This window comes from Dactylosporangium sp. NPDC000555, assembly GCF_040300025.1.
Taxonomy (GTDB): domain Bacteria; phylum Actinomycetota; class Actinomycetes; order Mycobacteriales; family Micromonosporaceae; genus Dactylosporangium.
On record NZ_JBEPDB010000005.1, the window covers coordinates 123356 to 140296 of the forward strand.

At 71.2% G+C, this 16941-nt stretch carries 19 protein-coding genes; 6 read left to right on the top strand and 13 right to left on the bottom strand.

Translation table 11 applies throughout. The features are described 5' to 3' along the window. Positions 1-23: 23 nt before the first annotated feature. From ABT297_RS05980 to ABT297_RS05990, 3 genes are all read right to left on the bottom strand, one after another. Positions 24-752, bottom strand: a complete 729-nt coding sequence (locus ABT297_RS05980) for a hydrolase (RefSeq protein WP_350545169.1) — start codon at positions 750-752, stop codon at positions 24-26. 127 nt (positions 753-879) lie between these two features. After that, on the bottom strand, positions 880-1587 hold the full coding sequence (locus tag ABT297_RS05985; RefSeq protein WP_350545171.1) for a response regulator transcription factor: 708 nt from the start codon (positions 1585-1587) through the stop codon (positions 880-882). Continuing rightward, complete coding sequence (locus ABT297_RS05990; RefSeq protein ID WP_350545173.1) at positions 1584-3512, bottom strand: sensor histidine kinase; 1929 nt, start codon at positions 3510-3512, stop codon at positions 1584-1586. The genes ABT297_RS05985 and ABT297_RS05990 overlap by 4 nt, the downstream gene beginning before the upstream one ends. Before the next feature lie 109 nt (positions 3513-3621). On the opposite strand from ABT297_RS05990, the gene ABT297_RS05995 reads away from it, so the two are divergent. Further along, on the top strand, positions 3622-4665 hold the full coding sequence (locus ABT297_RS05995) for a PAS domain-containing sensor histidine kinase (protein ID WP_350545174.1): 1044 nt from the start codon (positions 3622-3624) through the stop codon (positions 4663-4665). A 23-nt stretch (positions 4666-4688) separates the two neighbouring features. Here the strand turns inward: ABT297_RS05995 and ABT297_RS06000 are convergent, their stop codons facing one another. Beyond that, entirely contained in the window at positions 4689-5018 is a 330-nt protein-coding gene (locus ABT297_RS06000) for an MmcQ/YjbR family DNA-binding protein (protein ID WP_350545176.1), read from the bottom strand. 170 nt (positions 5019-5188) lie between these two features. Here ABT297_RS06000 and ABT297_RS06005 point away from each other — a divergent pair, with 170 nt between their 5' ends. After that, the gene (locus ABT297_RS06005; RefSeq protein ID WP_350545178.1) at positions 5189-5824 is read left to right on the top strand and encodes a response regulator transcription factor; all 636 of its coding nucleotides are present in this window, start codon (positions 5189-5191) and stop codon (positions 5822-5824) included. Positions 5825-5901: 77 nt separating this feature from the next. Here ABT297_RS06005 and ABT297_RS06010 read toward each other — a convergent pair whose 3' ends face one another. The 9 genes from ABT297_RS06010 to flgN all read right to left on the bottom strand — a co-directional run bounded on the left by ABT297_RS06010 (position 5902) and on the right by flgN (position 12871). Continuing rightward, positions 5902-6432 carry a GNAT family N-acetyltransferase gene (locus ABT297_RS06010; RefSeq protein ID WP_350545179.1) on the bottom strand — a complete coding sequence of 177 codons (531 nt, stop codon included), beginning with the start codon at positions 6430-6432 and terminating at the stop codon, positions 5902-5904. 51 nt (positions 6433-6483) lie between these two features. Next, positions 6484-7221, bottom strand: a complete 738-nt coding sequence (locus ABT297_RS06015; RefSeq protein WP_350545181.1) for a hypothetical protein — start codon at positions 7219-7221, stop codon at positions 6484-6486. 155 nt (positions 7222-7376) lie between these two features. Then, the gene (gsmA, locus tag ABT297_RS06020) at positions 7377-8270 is read right to left on the bottom strand and encodes a sporangiospore maturation cell wall hydrolase GsmA (protein ID WP_350545182.1); all 894 of its coding nucleotides are present in this window, start codon (positions 8268-8270) and stop codon (positions 7377-7379) included. Between the two features lie 99 nt (positions 8271-8369). Beyond that, positions 8370-9152: a zinc metalloprotease gene (locus ABT297_RS06025; protein ID WP_350545184.1), complete on the bottom strand. Its 783-nt coding sequence runs from the start codon at positions 9150-9152 to the stop codon at positions 8370-8372. A 155-nt stretch (positions 9153-9307) separates the two neighbouring features. After that, positions 9308-9544 carry a carbon storage regulator CsrA gene (gene csrA, locus ABT297_RS06030; RefSeq protein WP_350545186.1) on the bottom strand — a complete coding sequence of 79 codons (237 nt, stop codon included), beginning with the start codon at positions 9542-9544 and terminating at the stop codon, positions 9308-9310. Positions 9545-9627: 83 nt separating this feature from the next. Next, positions 9628-10050, bottom strand: coding sequence for a flagellar assembly protein FliW (fliW, locus tag ABT297_RS06035; RefSeq protein ID WP_350545187.1), 423 nt, complete (start codon positions 10048-10050; stop codon positions 9628-9630). A gap of 33 nt (positions 10051-10083) precedes the next feature. Further along, positions 10084-10974: a flagellar hook-associated protein FlgL gene (gene flgL / locus ABT297_RS06040; RefSeq protein ID WP_350545190.1), complete on the bottom strand. Its 891-nt coding sequence runs from the start codon at positions 10972-10974 to the stop codon at positions 10084-10086. A gap of 13 nt (positions 10975-10987) precedes the next feature. Further along, positions 10988-12388 carry a flagellar hook-associated protein FlgK gene (gene flgK, locus ABT297_RS06045; protein WP_350545191.1) on the bottom strand — a complete coding sequence of 467 codons (1401 nt, stop codon included), beginning with the start codon at positions 12386-12388 and terminating at the stop codon, positions 10988-10990. Next, entirely contained in the window at positions 12389-12871 is a 483-nt protein-coding gene (flgN, locus tag ABT297_RS06050; RefSeq protein WP_350545193.1) for a flagellar export chaperone FlgN, read from the bottom strand. 153 nt (positions 12872-13024) lie between these two features. Here flgN and ABT297_RS06055 point away from each other — a divergent pair, with 153 nt between their 5' ends. The 4 genes from ABT297_RS06055 to fliS all read left to right on the top strand — a co-directional run bounded on the left by ABT297_RS06055 (position 13025) and on the right by fliS (position 16710). Beyond that, positions 13025-13885, top strand: coding sequence for a sigma-70 family RNA polymerase sigma factor (locus ABT297_RS06055; protein WP_350545195.1), 861 nt, complete (start codon positions 13025-13027; stop codon positions 13883-13885). A gap of 102 nt (positions 13886-13987) precedes the next feature. Next, complete coding sequence (locus ABT297_RS06060) at positions 13988-14848, top strand: flagellin N-terminal helical domain-containing protein (RefSeq protein WP_350545198.1); 861 nt, start codon at positions 13988-13990, stop codon at positions 14846-14848. Between the two features lie 92 nt (positions 14849-14940). Further along, positions 14941-16302, top strand: a complete 1362-nt coding sequence (gene fliD, locus ABT297_RS06065) for a flagellar filament capping protein FliD (RefSeq protein ID WP_350545201.1) — start codon at positions 14941-14943, stop codon at positions 16300-16302. 21 nt (positions 16303-16323) lie between these two features. Further along, the gene (fliS, locus tag ABT297_RS06070; protein ID WP_350545202.1) at positions 16324-16710 is read left to right on the top strand and encodes a flagellar export chaperone FliS; all 387 of its coding nucleotides are present in this window, start codon (positions 16324-16326) and stop codon (positions 16708-16710) included. The last annotated feature ends 231 nt before the right edge of the window (positions 16711-16941 follow it).

The window sequence follows — 16941 nt, forward strand, 5'->3', positions numbered from 1 at the left end:
ATCCGTTTCGGGCGAACCGCGACTCAGGCCGCGGCCGGCGAGTGGCGCAGGTCCGTCACGATCTCGCGGACGTAGCGGTAGTGCCCGACCTCGCTCGCGCGCGCCGCGTCGCTGGCCGCGACGAGGCGCACCCCCTGCTCCGCGCACGCCTGCACCAGCCGCCGGCCGGGCAGCCGGTGCCGCTCGCTGATCTCGACCACCGTGCCGTTGACGCGGCACGCCTCGACCAGTTCGGCGATGGCGGTGTCGGGCACGGCCGCCTCGTCGATGCCGGCGCGGACCACGAAGTCCAGCGGCCGGGCCAGCCGGGTCGGCGCGTACCGGGAGACCCGCTCGACGGCCAGCCCGGTGACGGTGACGACCTGGTCGATGACGTCGAGGGCGCGCATGGTGCCGGCGTCGATCCGGGCGCGCACGGCCTCCGGGCTGAGCAGCCCGGCCGGCAGCGGGAGCCGGTTGAGGCCGACGGAGATGACCTCGAGGCCGTTGAGGTCCGACGGGAAAGCGAGCCAGCCGTCGATCCCGATGGCCTCGACCTCGACGCCACGGCGCAGGACCACGTCGGTGCGCTGCTGCGCCCGCAGGATCGATGCCAGGTACGGCTGGAGCCAGCCCGTGTCCGGCCCGACCCGATCGGCAAAGGTGATCTCCGTCAGGCCGGCCTGCTCGGCGGCGGCGACGAGCAGGCTGACGCTGTCGCGACCGGACGAGAATGCGGTGTGGACGTGACCGTCGGCGGAGAGGTCGATCATCTGGCCTCATTTCGTGTGCGTGTGGGCGGGACGTCTTCCAGCCTGCGGTCCCTCCGTCGCCGCCACCGTTCCCGCCGGGGTGCGGCTCGGTTCACCGGGCCGCGTGCCGTGGCATAACCTCCTGCGGCTATTCGGCGCGGTCCAGAACCGGGCGGCGGTACCGGTAGCCGAAGCCCCGCACCGACTCGATCGGCGACGCGTCCGGGTCGGTCCAGCCCAGCTTGCGCCGCAGCCGCAGCACGGCGAACTTGACCCGCTCCGGGCCGATGCCGGTCGGGTCGTCCCAGGCCTGGGCCAGCAGCTGGTTGGGCGAGAGCACCGCGCCCGCGTGCCGGACCAGCACGTTGAGCAGGCGGAACTCGGTCGGCGTGAGGCGCACCTCGTCGCCGGCCACGAACGTGCGCCGCGCGGCCGGGTCGATGCGCAGCACGCCGTCGTCGTACACCTCGTCGGCCCAGCTCGCCGGGCCGGCGCTGCGCCGCAGCAGGGCCTCCACCCGGGCGACGAGCTCGGCGTTGGTGAAGGGCTTCGTGAGGTAGTCGTCGGCGCCGCCACGCAGCCCGCGTACCTTGTCCGACTCCTGGCCGTGCGCGGTGAGCAGCAGCACCGGCACGTCGCTGACGTCGCGCAGCCGCTCCAGGACCTGCCAGCCGTCCATGCCGGGCAGGCCGATGTCGAGGATCACCAGCTCGGGGCGCTCGGTGTACGCGTCCCGTAGGCCGGCTCGGCCGTCCTTGGCGTGCGCGACCTGATGGCCCGCCCGCGTGAGGAGCAGGCGCAGTGCCATGGCGATATCCGGATCGTCCTCGACGACGAGAAGTCGGCTCACGATCATCCCCCATTTCGTGCCGGTCGCGTGGGCAACGACAGCGTGACCGTCGTGCCGACCCCTTCAGTGCTGGCGACGCTGATGCTGCCGCCGTGTAACTCAACGATGGCCCGGCTGACAACCAGGCCGAGTCCGGTGCCGGGCATGACCTGCCGCCCGACGGCCGCGGTCACGTTGGACCCGCGGAAGAACGCGCTGAACAGCCGTGGCAGGTCGGCGGCGGGAATGCCCACGCCGGAGTCCGCGACGGACACGGTCCAGCCCTCGCCCTCCGGGCCGGGCCAGGCCTTGACGGCCACCCGGCCGCCACCGGGCGTGAACTTCACCGCGTTGCTCACGAGGTTGTCGACGACCTGGTGCAGCCGGGTGTCGTCGCACACGATCTCCGGTCCCTCGGTGCAGTCCAGCGTGAGCTCGATACCAGCCGCCTGCGCCGCCGGGATCCGCTCGGCCACGGCGACGCCGAGCAGCTCCGGCAGCCGTGTCGGCATCGGCTTGAGCTGCAGCGTGCGCGCCTCCAGGCGGGACAGCAGCAGCAGGTCCTCGATGAGGCGCAGCAGGCGGTTGGCGTTGCGGTCGATGACGGAGAGGTACGTGCGCTGGTCCTCCGACAGCTCCCCGCTGGTGCTGTCGCCGAGCAGGTGCGAGAACGCCACCACGGACGACAGCGGCCCGCGCAGCTCGTGCGAGACGCTGGCGACGAACTCGTTGTTGAGCGCGGTCGCCTCCACCAGCGCCCGGTTGCGCTCCTCCAGGCCCCGGCTGCGCTCCTCCAGCCCGCGCCGCACCGCGACCCGGGCGGTGACGTCGCGCAGGTGGATGAGCGTGCCGCCGTCCGCCGCGTCGCCGGCCCGGGCGGGACCCGACACCGGGACGAGGTCGAGCTCGAGCACGCGGCCGTCGGCGAAGGCGAGCTCCTCGCCGACGACGGCCCGGCGGCTGCGGAAACCGGCCCGCAGCCGGTCGACCCGGAACGCCTCGGGGTCGAGCCGCGCGATCGTGCGCTGGATGACCTCGGCCCAGTCCAGCGGCTCCTCGTCGTCCGGATCGTGCTCCGGGCCGACGTCGAGCACCCCGGTGTCCAGCAGCTGGTGCGCGGCCCGGTTGGCAAGGCACACGTGGCCCTGCGCGTCGAGCATGAGCAGGCCGTCGTCCATCGTCTCGACCAGCCGCGCGAGGCGCTGCTGCTCGATCCGGGCGGTGCGCTCGCTCTCGCGCTGGGCGGTGACATCGAGGCCGGAGAAGACGACGGCGCCGACATCGGCGTCCTCGACAAAGCTGTGCGCGACGACCTCGATCGTGCGCCAGCGGCCGTTGACCGTGCACACCCGCAGGTCCAGCGCCTGGTCGGGCTGCCGCCCGGCGCAGCAGGCCAGAAACATGGCCACGACCGCCGGGCGGTCGTCGGGGTGCACGATGTCGAGCAGCCGGAAGTCGGGCGGGCGGTGCCGGTCGTAGCCGAGCACGGTGGTGAACGACTCGGACAGCGCGCACCAGCCGCGGGCCGGGTCGACGGTGAGGATCATCGCCCGGGCACCGATGGTGATGGCCCACGCCAGCGGCGAGCCGTGCAGCGGCGGCGGCGCGACCGCGCGGCACGGCTTGGCCAGCGCCCGGTCCGCGGCGGCGGCGATCTCGGAGGCGGCGGCGAGCAGCTCGGCGCGGGCGGGCACGGCGCTGAACTCGACCCGCAGCTCCTGACCCCACTGCGCGGGCCCGACCGGCAGCCGCTCCGTCAGGTCGAGCTCGCCGGCGACCGGTGCGAGCGCGGGCACGATGTCGGCGGAGCGCACCCCGGAGAACCCGCGGAACTCGGCCACGAGCCGCTGCGCGTCCACCACGGTGGCCGCGTTCGCCGCACGCACCACCAGGTCGACCACGGCACCCTCGATCAGGCCGGTGTCGACCAGGCGGTCGGTCTCTCCTCGCAAGGCACTCCTCGCCGGCAGCGATCGCGACATTGTGCCGCTTACTGTCGGTACACACATATCCTACGCAATGTAATGACATGTCCTGTAACGTTTCCGGAGGACCGGGCCGGTGCTCATCTCTGACGAACCGGGCGACATCGCGATCGACCACCGCGGTGTCATCCGCTCCTGGCCGGAGGCGGCCGCGGAACTGTTCGGCCACGAACGATCCTGGGCCGTCGGGTCCGCCTTCGCGCACCTGCTCCTGCCGCCGCGGCTGCGCGACGCCGAGCTGCCGCCGGGCGTCGAGCTCGACGTCGCGGTGCTGCACGCCGACGGCCGCGAAATGCGGGCCGCGCTGCGCGTGCGCCCGACCGAGCACGGCCGCGCCGTCGCGTTCCGCCCGCTGAGCTCCCGCACGCCCCCGGACGCCGAGCTCTACCTGCGAGCCGCCCGGTCCGCGCCGCTCGGCGAGGAGCCTCAACGAGGAGGACCGGGCACCGGCGACGAGGACCTGGCCGAGCGGCACCGGCTGCTGTCCGAGCTGTCCCAGCTGCGCACCGAGTTCATCCGGGTCGCCTCGCACGAGCTACGCACCCCATTGACGTCGATCGTCACGTTCGCCACGATGCTCGAGGCGGACGACGGGATGACGGCGCTGTCCCGCGCCGACCGGCAGGCCGCGCTCGGCGTGATCCGGCGCAACGCCGACCGGATGCAGGTGCTCGTCGCCGACCTGCTGCTACTGAGCCGGCTGGAGACCGCCGAGGCACCGCTGGACCTGGCCCCGCTGCGGATCGCCGAGCTGCTCGACTTCCCCGGCGTGCCGTTGCGCGCCGGGCCGGGCCCCGACCTGATGGGCGACCGAGCCCTGCTGCGCGAGCTGTTCCACACCGCGGTGGAGGTCGCGGCGATCGCCGGGCCGGCCGAGGTCGACGCCGCCTTCGCGGGCGGCCGCTGGCGTGTGGTGGTGTCGGTCGAGAACGGATCCGGGCTCACCGCGGAACGGCTGCTGTCCATGCGCATTCCGCATCCGGAGCAGCCGGAGGAGTACCGCACCGGGGCCCTCGCCCTGATGCTGGGCCGCGAGATCGCCGCACGGCACGGCGGCGCGATGCTCACCTCCGTCGACCGGCCGGGCGTGACCGTGCGCGTCACGCTCCCGGTCGCGTGATGTGCTCGTGCCCCGATCCGGTCTTAGGGCCTGCCCGTGCCGTAGGCCACCTCGATGCGCTCCTCCACGTCCTCCCAGTCGGGGTCGGTGAGGTCCATGCCGATCCAGCCGCGGTGGCCGACGTAGGGCGGCCTGAAATACACCCGCGGATCCTCGGCGATCAGGAGCTCCTGAACGCCCTCGGGCGCCGCGCACCACAGGTGCGGGAACCGGTTCTGATGGTGGCCGTCCGGCCAGATCTGCACGAACGCCCTCCGGGCGCGCTTGAACAGCGGCGTGCCGTGACTGACGTGCTCGGTGACGCCCGGCAGCGCCAGGCAGATCGCGCGCACCCGCGTCACCACCTCGGTCATGGTTCCACCTTAAAGGGGGACGGTGTCAGCCGGTGTCCGATTGTCCTGCGGTGCAGCACAGGTGCCGACGAGCGCAGGTCGATTGCAGCGTCTGGCCGCCGCCCGCGGCTCACTGCGACGCTGGTCAGGCACCGAAAATCGCCCGGCAACACCCCGTAGGGAGCCCCTTGATGACGATCCGTCTGGTCGCCGTCGACGAACACGTCCTCCTCCGCCTCGGACTCAACCGGGTCGTGGCCACGGTTCCCGACATCACCCTCGTCGGCGAGGCGGGCAGCGCCGCCGATGCCGAGCGCGTCGTGGCCGAGAGCCGCGCGAACGTCGTCACGATCGACGCCTCCCTGGCCGACACCGACGGCATCACGCTCGCCCGCCGGCTGCGCGCCGCCAGCCCCGACCTCGGGGTGGTGCTGCTCAGCGCGGTGAGCGACGACAACCTGCTGTATCGCGCGCTGGACGCGGGGCTCTCGGCGTACGTCACCAAGGCCGCCCCGATCTCGTCCGTGCTCGCCGCGATCCGGCACGCCGCCGTCGCCCCGCACTCGTTCACCGCGCCCGGGCTGTCCTCCGCCCTGTCCCGTCGCCGCGGCCAGACCGGCCTGCTCAGCCAGCGCGAACAGGAGGTGCTGTCCCTGATGCGCGACGGGCTGAGCCTGCCGACGATCGCCCAGCGCCTCGCTGTGTCCGAGGCGACGGTCAAGACGTACGTGTCCCGGCTGTACAGCAAGCTCCGGGTGAATAACCGCTCACAGGCGCTCATGGCGGCCGTCAACCAGGGCCTGCTGGTCTCGGTCGACGCCGCCTGAGCCCCTCACATCGATCGGCGGGGAGCCGTTCCCGGAGCCGCCGGACGAGCCTGCCGCCGGGCGCCATGCCCGCGCCGTCAGCCGACCCGCCGGGCCAACACCTGTCCCGGCCATGCCTCGTACCGAAAACGATCGGTGCGAGTGAAACCGTTGCGCTCGTAGAACGCGACCAGTTCGCCCCCGCCGCCCGCCCAGCAGTCGACCCGCAGCAGCTCCACGCCGGCCCGCCGGGTCTCCTCCACGGCATGGGCCAGCAGTGCCGCCCCGATGCCTAGACCGGCGTGCCGTCGGTCAGAGACGAGCAGCCGGACATACCGCTCGGGTTCCTCGGCCGGCGCGATCGGCATCCGAGGGCTGGGCCCAGAGTCCAGCACCACGGCTCCAACAGGTGCTCCATCCAACTCTGCGATGTACGGGGCGTTCTCGGTCATGTACCGCTCGACCTGAGCCACCCCGCCGGGCTTCTGCGAATACGGTGTCGTGCCCCACTGCTCGGTGTTGCCGCGAGCGTTCATCCAGACCACCGCGGAGTCGAGCATGTCCAGCACGGTTGGCGCATCGGCCGGGTTGCCCGGTCTGATCCGGATGCCGTGTGTGGTGTCGTTCACGGCGGCAGCCTAGACAGCGGGGCGGACCACGGGTAAGCCATGAAACGCTTCTCAGGCGACCACGGCCACCCCCGACTGAGACTCGCCGAACTCCCAACCCGCCAGCAGCTTGCGTCGGCCGTCGAGGGCCGAGGTGCCGGTCGGCCACTCGTCCGCGCCCAGGTAGCGGGCGCCCGCGTCCCGCGACCAGAACGGCTCCAGGCAGTGCAGGCGCAGGTGGTCACGCAGCTGCGGCGGCTCGACCGCGGCCAGTGCCGCCTCCCAGCCCTCCTCGACCCGCCGCGGGCCTCCCGAGCCGAACGAGGCCAGCGCCGGCAGACGGTGCGTGAACGTCGCCATGCGCATGGCGTCGTGCAGGGTGCCGTCCGTGGCCAGGCGCAGCAGCGCCGAGATGCGATAGTTCAGCCGCCCCGCCGACTCGGCCGTCAGGTCGAGGCCGTGGCGGGCGAGCAGCACGCCCAGGTCGGTGCCGCGCACGAACATGTCGGCATCGGCCGCCCGCACGTCGGCGAGGAACGCCGCCGGCAGCACGTCGTCGGCCCACTCGACCGCGAACAGCGAATTGGCCAGGTCGAACTCCCAGGCGAGGGCCTGATGGTCGTCGTCGAGGTAGCAGGCGTCGATGTCTGGCAACGCGACCGGGGCGGACGACGCGAGGGCGGCCGGGGTGAGCCAGAGGGCCGGGAGCAGGAACTCGTCGAGGGTGTCGCCGCCGTAGTAGGCGTCGTAGGAGGCGGCAGGGAAGTCGGACCGCCCGAGCAGGGCGGCGAACGCAAACGTCAGGTCCACGCCACGCAGTCTGCACCAGGGGTACGACAAAAAAGCTCCGCGGCGGTCGATCGCACACGCTCGCTCGTCGACAGAGCACTCGGGACGAGGACGGCAGCGGCCAAACCCGGGTGAGCCGGGCCTGTCCGCTGCCGTTTCCGTGCCTGGCGAAAGGCCTAGACGGCCAGGTCGTACTGGTAGAGGTTGTACTTCGTCATCAGGGCGACGACCTTCGTGGTGTACTGCGGGTCCGTCGCGTAGCCGCCCTTGTGGATCTCGGCGATGAACTGGTTGGGGTTGTTCGTGTAGTTGAAGGCGGCGGCGTAACGCGACAGCGACCGCAGGCTCGCGCCGTGGTCGCGGAACGAGTCGACCGACGCGTTGTAGGTGCGGAACGTCGCCACCGTCGTCGAGCAGATGCCCTGCGCGTCGCACTCCTGGGTGCCGTACGCCTTGCAGCCCGAAGCGTACGGGCCCGGCACATTGTTGAAGCATTTCATGCCGAAGAAGTTCCGGTCGTTCGCCGACAGTGAGCTGCGGCCCCAGCCGGACTCCAGGATCGCCTGGGCGAGCGTGACCGACGTCGGGACCTTGGTGTCGCGCTGGCTCTGCTGCGCGGCCGGGATCGAGGCGGCCAGGAACTGCTCGTTGGTCATCGTGCCGGTCGGGCCCGTCGGCACGGTCGCGACGGGAGCTGCGACCGGGGCCGGCGCGGCGGGGGCAGCGGGGGCGGGCGGCGGCGCGCAGACGGGCAGCTTCGGGTTGCCGGAGACGTACGCGTGGGAGATGTAGTCGCCGGCCGCGGTGCGGTCCCACTGTGCGGTGCGGCGCACGTTGCCGCGCAGGTACTGCCCGTTCACCCGGCAGGTGACGGTGACCTTCTGCTTGTTCTTGATGGTCCGGGTCTGGTCGAACCAGTTGGCGGCGCCGGTACGAGCGGCGAGCGAGCCCTTGACGCGGACGCTGATGACGGCGGCGTCGGCCGGGGCGGCGGCCACGACGAGCGTGGTGGCGGTCGCGGCGAGGGCGAGTGCCGGGGCGAGGACGGACTTCTTGAGGGTGCGCAACATGAACTGATCTCCCATGAGGGGTGGGTGGTCCCCTCAAAGGTCGTCATCGGCGGTTGCGTGCCCTGTTCCACGGCGGGTGCCAAGGCGTTGCCGCGTGGCTCAGTTGGTGCCGTACTGCTGTTTGAGCGTCAGGTAGTCGCCGAGGCCGAGGCCCCGGTAGGCGGTCGAGCAGTCCGGCAGCCCGTCGGTCATGGTCAGCGCCGAGTGCTGCGCGTACGCGACGTGGCCGAGGCCGAACGCGTGCCCGAACTCGTGGGTCACCGTACCCTCGAGGTCCCAGCGGTTGCTGCAGGACGGGGGCGTGGTGAGGAAGAACAGGCCCTCGGTGTTGTCGATCAGGATGTCGGTCTCGACGCTGCGGCCGTTCTCCCTCGGGCCGTACCACCAGATGCACGTGACCGCGAGCAGCCCGTGCTTGAGCGGGCCGAAGGACACGGCGTTGTGCCCGTCGCGCTCGCCGCACCCGCCGGACGGCGTGACGCCCGCGACGTGGTCGGTCTTGCCGTCGTACGACTCCTGGATGCCCAGGTTCTCCGGCAGGCCGCAGTCGTTGCGGCCGATGTCGACGGTCGTGGCCGCGCTGCGCAGCGCGTTCACGACGGCCGTGCGGTCGCCGAGGTACGCCGGGATCGTCCGCTCGTTCACCCGCCACTTGAGCGCGCCGCGCCAGCGCATGCCCAGCCACGCGCCGGCCGGGTCCGCGCACCGGCCCCCGCCCATCGCCGCCTCGGCCGGCTGCCCGGTCGGCGGCCCCGGGACCACGATCGCGAAGCGGTTGGTCCGCATCGTCATGGGCGGCTCGCCCACCAGCCAGGCCGCGCAGAGGACCAGCGGAAGCAGCGTCCGCAGGATTGCCGCCAGACCATTGTTGATCTTTGGCACAGACCCATTCTGATCCGCGGTACCCACCGTGGGGGTGATTTTCGGCAAATGCGCCCGGGACGCCATGGGCGGCTGGATTCCCGTTGGCGCCGGATCGACACCCACCCGGTACCCCGGTCGCCGGGTGATCGTCGGCGACGCCGGGGGCCAGGCGCCTACTTGTTCTCGGTGCGCAGCATGCGGCTCAGCGCCCGCACGGCGACATCGCTGGGCGAGGCGGCCTCACGGTTGGCCTTCTGCAGCTCGCGATACACCTCTTCGCGGTGGACCTGGATGCTGCGGGGTGCCTTGATGCCCAGCCGTACCACATCGCCGCGCACGTCGAGCACGGTGACGACGACGTCGTCACCGACCATCACGCTTTCACCGGGACGTCGGGTCAGGACGAGCACAAGCCGCTCCTTCGCTGGGCGATAGGCGAACAGTACCCGAATTGTCGGCCGCACCGGGCGGGAAAGCCGGGCCCCGCCCCCGTTCAGGCGACCAGGAGCCTCTGGCGTACCGGAAGGCCGCCGTGGCTGAGGATGAGCTGCACCGCCCGGCGGCTGCGCCGATCGAGCACGATCGGGGCCATGAGGTTGGCCGTGGCGTCCTCCGCCCCCGACTCGCCGGCGGTGACGACCAGCAGCACCAGCAGGTCGGCCTGGTCGGTCGCGCCGAGCGCGGCGAGCGTATCGTCGTCGATCTCGGTCTCGTAGTCGGGGAAGAACTGCGCCGGCGGTACCACGAGAAAGCGCAGCCCCGCCGAGTCCACCGAGGTCAGCGCGTACAGTACGCCGGCGTCGTCGAGGCGGACGAGCACGAAGCGCCGGTCGTCGGGGAAGCCCGGCATCGGCGCCACGAAGTCGATCACCGGAAGCGTGGTCGTCTCCGGACTGCCAACGGTCGCGACGCTCATAGATTCCTCACGGTGACTGGGGCCGGCCCGCGCCTACCGCAGGAAGTCCACCAGCGACGGCTGGATGACCCTCGCGGTGGCGGCCAGCGCCGCCTGGTATGCGGTCTGCTGCAGGGACAGCTCGGTGATGGTCTTGGGCAGGTCGATGTCCTCGACGTCGGACAACTGGGCCCTCAGGTCGAACACCCGGTTCTCCGCGGTCTGCTGCATTTGTGAAATCTGATTATATCGGGATCCAACGCCCGAAAGCCCCGTCTGCACCCGTTTCTGCGCCGTGTCGACGTCGGCCAGGTCGTTCTTGAGCGCCGACGGGTCGTTGCGCAGGTTGTCGGCGACCCGCTGCAGCAGGTTGAAGACGTTGCCGGCGCCGGCGCCGAACACCGAGTCGCCGCTGGTGTCCACGCGCACGCCGGCGTTGGCGCCGATGGTGCGGTTGACCGCGCCGCTGTCGCCCTGGTACGCGCCGCTGTGGTCGTAGGCGAGGCTGCCCGAGGTCGTGCCGCCGAAGATGGGCCGGTCGAGATAGGTGCTGTTGGCCAGGTCGATCATCGCGCTGCGCAGGTTCTCGACCTCCAGCGCGATCGCCTCGCGTGCCTGCGGGCTGCCGGACGTGCCGCTGGACAGGCCGGTGAGCACCAGCTCACGGGCCCGGTTGAGCTGCGTCGAGGCGCTGTTGAGCGCGGTGTCGGCCATGCCCAGCCAGCCCATCCCGTCGTCGGCGTTGCGCGAGTACTGGTTCAGCGCCGCGATGTCGCTGCGGTGCTGCATCGCGATGATCGCGCCGCCGGGCGAGTCCGACGCCTTGGTGATGAGCTTGCCGCTGGACAACTGGTTCTGCAGGTCCTGGTTGCGCTGTAGGTTGACCTGCAGGTTGGTCAGCGTGGTCGTGGCCATCGAGCGTTCGGTGACGCGGAAGCCGGGCATCCGTTCCCTCCCCCTACCTCTTCATGTTGATCAGGCTGTCCAGCGTCATGTCGATGACGCTGATCACCTTCGCGGCGGCCTCATACGCGCGCTGGAACTGCAGCATGTTGGTCATCTCCTCGTCGAGGCTGACGCCCGACTCCGCCTGCTCGGCCGCCGTGACGTTGTCGGCGAGGACCTGCTGGGCGGCGGCGCGGCGGTTGACCGTCTGCGCCTGGATGCCGATGTCGACCACGAAGTTGCGGTACTGCGTGTCCGCGCCCTGCGGGTTCTTCGCGACCGCGGCCACGAGGTTGGCGTTGTCGCCCTGGTACGGCGTGGTGGGCGTGCTGGACGCGGCGATCTTCGCCGGGTCGGTGATCGCCACCGCGATGTCCTTGGCGCCGGTGCCGGTGAAGAAGTCCCCGCCCGGCTGCGGCGTGGGCGTGGTGGACGGCGGCGTGGCCGAGATGTCGTAGCCCTGGGCGTGCTGCGCGTTGACGGTCTGGATGAGCGTCTGGGCGACGTGGTCGAGGCCGGCGACGGTGTTCGGGATCGTCTGGTTCAGCGCCTGCAGGTGCGAGGCGACCTTGCCCGCGGCGACCGCGGCGGGCGTGCCGTTGTCGGTGAACCGTACCCGCACCGGGGCCACGCCCAGCCCGTCGACGGTCGTCGAGCCGACCGCCTGCAGGGTGCGTACGGTGTCGCCCTGCACCAGCAGGTTGCCGCCCAGCGACACGTCGACCATGCCGTCGCTGTTGAGCCGCCCGGTCGCCCCGGTCAGCTCGGACAGTTGCAGCACGAGCCGGTCGCGCTGGTCGGACAGCTCGTTCGTCGGCATGTTGGCCGTGTGCGCGAGCGCGATGCGCGCGTTGAGGTCGGCGATACCGGAGGCGGTCTGGTTGACGACGGCGATGTCCGCGTCGAGCTGCTCGCGGGTCGCGCCGTAGAGGTTGTCCAGGTTCTGCCTCGTGGTGCGCATGGTGTCGGCGATGGTCCCGGCGCGGGAGAGCAGCTGGGTGCGGGCGGAGACGTCCCCGGGCCGGTTCGCCACGTCGGACCACGCCGCCCAGTAGTCCGACAGCTGTGACTGCAGTCCGGTGCTGCCGGGCTCGCCGAGGGTCTGTTCCACGTTGGCGTAGACGGTGCTCTGCGCCTGCAGGTACGCGTTCAGCCCGCGCTCGGCCCGGGTCCGGTTGGTGTTGAACTCGTTGTGCAGCCGGGTGACGTCGGTGATGCGCACGCCGGCGCCGACGCCATTGCTGGTCGACCAGCGGGCCGGGTTGCTGACCGGCTCGGCCGGCGAGAGCTCGACGCGCTGGCGGGAGTAGCCCTCGGTGTTGGCGTTGGCGATGTTCTGCCCGGTGAGGTCGAGGGCGCGGCGCTGCGCGTACAAGGCGGACAGGGCCGTGTTCAGGCCGGAGAAGGTGCTCATCTACATCGCCTCGTCAATCAGCCGGGTGCGGGGGGCGGCCGCGACGGTCTCGCCCTTGCGCCCGTAGGTCTCGACCGAGCCGACGGCGGCGAGCATCGTCTCGCGTGCCGCACGGGCCCCGGTGGCCAGCAGGTCGCGGTTGGCCTCGGCGATCGCGCTCACCTCGGCGGTTATCGTCAGGAACGCCCTGCGGTGCTGGGTGAGCAGGTCCGACCAGGGCGCCGGGGCCGCTTCAGCGAGCTGGCTCAGGCTCGGGTTGGGGCCCAGCCCGAGTTCGGCCCCGATCGCCTCGACCTCGGCGGCGCGCACGACCTCGGTACGCCGGATCTCCTCCAGCACCACCTCGACCTCGCGGGTGGCGTGCGCGAGCCAGCGGGTCCGCCCGGCGGCCAGCACGAGCTGCTCCTCCTCGAGCTTGAACAGCAGCAGCTCGAGCATCTCGCGTTCCCGCCACAGGATGCTCGCGAGATCCGCCAGCCCCATCCGTTCCGCCCCTCTCGCACACCGGTCGCTTGATACTTCGGCACTTCGATGCCCGGCTTGAGCACAACCGGCCTGCAACTTCGCGCTACCCGGGCACGCACCCACCGCTGCCGAGCCTGAATGGGACCGCTCTCCTGCCACGAAGAGGTTGCTGTGACCATCACCGCCGAAGCCCCCGCCTCCCTGACGCTCACGGACCTGGACTCGCTGGTGCGCGCCCACCTCCCCCTCGTCGGCCACCTGGTCCGCGAGATGCTCGGCCGCCTGCCGGCGCACGTCGCCCGCGAGGACCTGATCTCGGCCGGCATGGCCGCGCTCGCCGGCGCCGCCCGGTCCTTCGACCCGGGCCGGGGCATCCCGTTCGGCAGCTTCGCCACCAGCCGCATCCGCGGCGCGCTGCTGGACGAGCTGCGCGGCCTGGACTGGGCGAGCCGCTCGGTGCGCGCCCGGGCCCGCCGGGTCGAGGCCGTGCAGCAGGAGCTGACCGGCCGGCTGGGCCGCACCCCGACGCAGGCGGAGCTCGCCGAGGCGATGGGCGTCGCGGTGGGCGAGCTCAAGACGATCGACGAGGACGTGCAGCGCGCCGTCGTCCTGTCGCTGCAGGGCTTCACCGCCGGCTCGGCGGAGGAGCTCGTGCCGGAGCGGGCGGCCGGCCCCGAGGACCTGATCCTGCACCGGGAGCGGATCGGGTACCTCCACCAGGCCATCAACGCCCTGCCGGAACGCCTGCGCAGGGTCGTCACCGCGTACTTCTTCGACGAGCGCCCGATGAACGACATCGCCGAGGAGCTCGGGGTCACCGAGTCCCGCATCAGCCAGTTGCGCGCGGAGGCCATGGTCCTGCTGCGCGACGGCCTGAACAACCACCTGGACCCGGACCTGTTGATCGGCCCGGGCCGCAGCGGGTGCGTGAAGCGCCGGCGGGAGGCGTACTACGCGCAGATCGCGGCACAGGGCGACCTCAGCGCCCGGCTCGCGATCACGACTCCCCTGGGCATGCCCAGGGCCGCGTGACAAATTCTTGCGCGAAACCCTTGAACGGCGAGGGCTCGCGCCGATCTGAAGAGCGACCGGACCACGGACGGACCGGCCTGGCCCATCTCAAGGAGGAAAAACGTGGGTCTTCGCATCAACAACAACATCGCTGCTCAGAACGCCTACCGGAACCTGTCGGTGACGGACGGCCAGATGAGCAAGTCGCTGGAGAAGCTGTCGTCGGGGTACCGGATCAACCGTGCGGCCGACGACGCCGCGGGCCTCTCCATCAGCGAGGGTCTCCGGTCCCAGATCGGCGGCCTGAAGGTCGCGGTGCGCAACGCGCAGGACGGCATCTCGGTCGTGCAGACCGCTGAAGGTGCTCTCACCGAGACGCACTCGATCCTGCAGCGTATGCGTGACCTGGCCGTTCAGGCGGCGTCGACCGGTTCCCAGGACTCCGATGCCCGGTCGGCGGCGCAGACCGAGTTCGCGCAGCTCAACAGCGAGCTCGACCGCATCGCGACGACGACTGCCTTCGGCGGGCAGAAGCTGCTCGACGTCGGCAACGGTGCCTACCTGGGCACCTTCCAGGTCGGCGCGAACACCGCCGACGCGGACCAGATCGCGGTCGACCTCGGAACCGCGGCCTTCGGCAGCAGTTCCACGGTGACCGGTTTCGACTCGGCCGGGCTCGGGGTCAGCACCCTGGACCTGACCACGGCCGGGACGGCCGCCATCGAAGCGATCGACTCCGCCATCAAGGGTGTTTCGACGGCTCGGGCCACCCTGGGTGCCTACCAGAACCGGTTCGAGCACACCATCAACAACCTCAACGTCGCGGTCGAGAACCTCTCGGCGTCGGAGTCGCGAATCCGGGACACCGACATGGCGCAGGAGATGGTGTCGTTCACCCGCTCACAGATCCTGACCCAGGCCGGCACCAGCATGCTGGCCCAGGCCAACCAGGCGCCGCAGAACGTCCTCTCGCTGCTGCGCTAGGACTGAAGTGGCCTGACGAGGACACGACAGGGCACGGCATCCAGCCAGGGCGCCGTGCCCTGCCCCTGACCCAGGCATGAAGGAGGTACCGCATGGTCACCGGCGGAAGCGTCGACGGCCTGGTCTCGGGCCTGCAAACCTCGTCCGTCATCGCGCAGCTGATGCAGGTGGAGGCGGCGCCGCAGACCGCGCTGAAGAAGAAGGTCAGCGTGCAGCAGACGGTCGTCGGGGCGTACCAGTCGATCAACACGAAGATGGGCGCGCTGCTGACGGCCGCGAAGGCCCTCAACGACAAGAATGCGTTCAAGGGCGCGGCGGCGACCTCGAGCTCCGACACCGTGCTCGCCACGACCAGCGCCACCGGGTCCGACCAGAGCGGCTCGGTCACGTTCCGGGTCAAGCAGCTGGCCGCCGCGGAGTCGCACATCTTCTCGGCCGGCGGGGTGGGCTCGACGGGTGACAGCATCACCGGCGCGTCGACGATCAGCATCACGAACACGGCCACGGGCAAACAGACGGACGTGGCGATCACCGACACGTCGCTCAAGGGCGTGGTCGACGCGATCAACAAGTCGACCGACGCCGGGGTCAGGGCTACCGCGATCCAGACCTCGCCCGGGAAGTACACGCTCCAGCTGACCGCGACCACCACCGGCGCGGCGTCGGCGTTCACCGTCGCCGGCGTCGACGGCCTGGGCGCCGATGTGACAGCGACCGAGGGCGCCGACGCCATCCTCACCGTCGGTACCTCCAACTCGTTCGAGGTCTCCTCCGCGACGAACACGTTCACCGGCCTCATGGACGGCCTGACGATCACCGCGAAGAGCAGGCAGGCCGACAGCGCCCCGCCCGTGACCGTCACCGTGGCCGGCGACACCGAAGGCATCGCCGGGAAGGTGCAGGCGATGGTCGACGCGGCCAACGCGGCGCTGACCGAGCTTGGCAACCTGACCAGGAACGCCAGCGGCGGTGTGCCCGGCGGCGCGCTGGCCGGCAACTCCTCGATGCAGCAGCTGACCAGTCAGATCCTCCAGACCGTGTCCGGCGGCGCGGGGACACTGGGCAGTCTCAAGGACGTGGGCATCGAGCTGACCCGCGACGGGCGGCTGTCGTTCGACAAGACCGCCTTCGTCGCGGCGCTCAACGCCGATCCGGTGAAGACGCGGTCGTACTTCAACGCCGGCGCCGACAACGCCGGCAACGGCCTGGCGGACAAGATGGTGGCCATGGCCGGCAAGGCCACCCAGTTGAACACCGGCACCCTGGCCCAGCTGATCACCAGCGGCAACAGCGCGATCACCGACCTCAACAACCGCATCAGCGGCTGGGACACCCGCCTGGCGACCCGCCAGAAAACGCTGCAACGGCAGTTCACCGCGATGGAGACCGCGCTGGGCTCGCTCAGGAACCAGTCGACCTGGCTGGCCGGCCAGCTGTCCTCGCTGGCCAAGTAACCCGCCGGCCCTGGAGAGTGCATGACCACCCAAGCCCTACGAAACCGCTACGTCACCGACAGCGTCTCGACCGCTCCCCCGGCGCAGCTGCTGGTGATGCTGTACGACCGGCTCGTGCTCGACCTCATGATCGCCGGTCAGGCCCTGGAGTCCGGCGACCGCACGACCGGCTCGGGCCGGATGCACCACGCCCAGGAGATCCTCATGGAGCTGCGCGCCACGCTGGACACGTCGGCGTGGAGCGGCGGTCCCGGGCTCGCCGCGCTGTACAGCTACATGATCAACGAGCTGGTCCAGTCCAACGTGACCGGCGACCGGGCGCGCGTCGAGACCGTCCAGGGCTTCGCCGAGCAGCTGCGCGACGCGTGGCGGGAGGCGGCCGCCCAGGTGACCGCGGCCGGGCCATGACCGGTCCGGAGCGGAGCGGCGCCTGGTCTGGGTCGATCAGCGCGAAGCCCCGTCGAGCCAGACCGGGCGTTGGGGCCGGTCATCATGGGCTCAGCTGCAAGTCATGCCGCAGCCGGAGCGAAGCGGAGGGGTCGGCATGACCGGTCCGGAGCGGAGCGGCGCCTGGTCTGGGTCGATCAGCGCGAAGCCCCGTCGAGCCAGACCGGGCGTTGGGGCCGGTCATCATGGGCT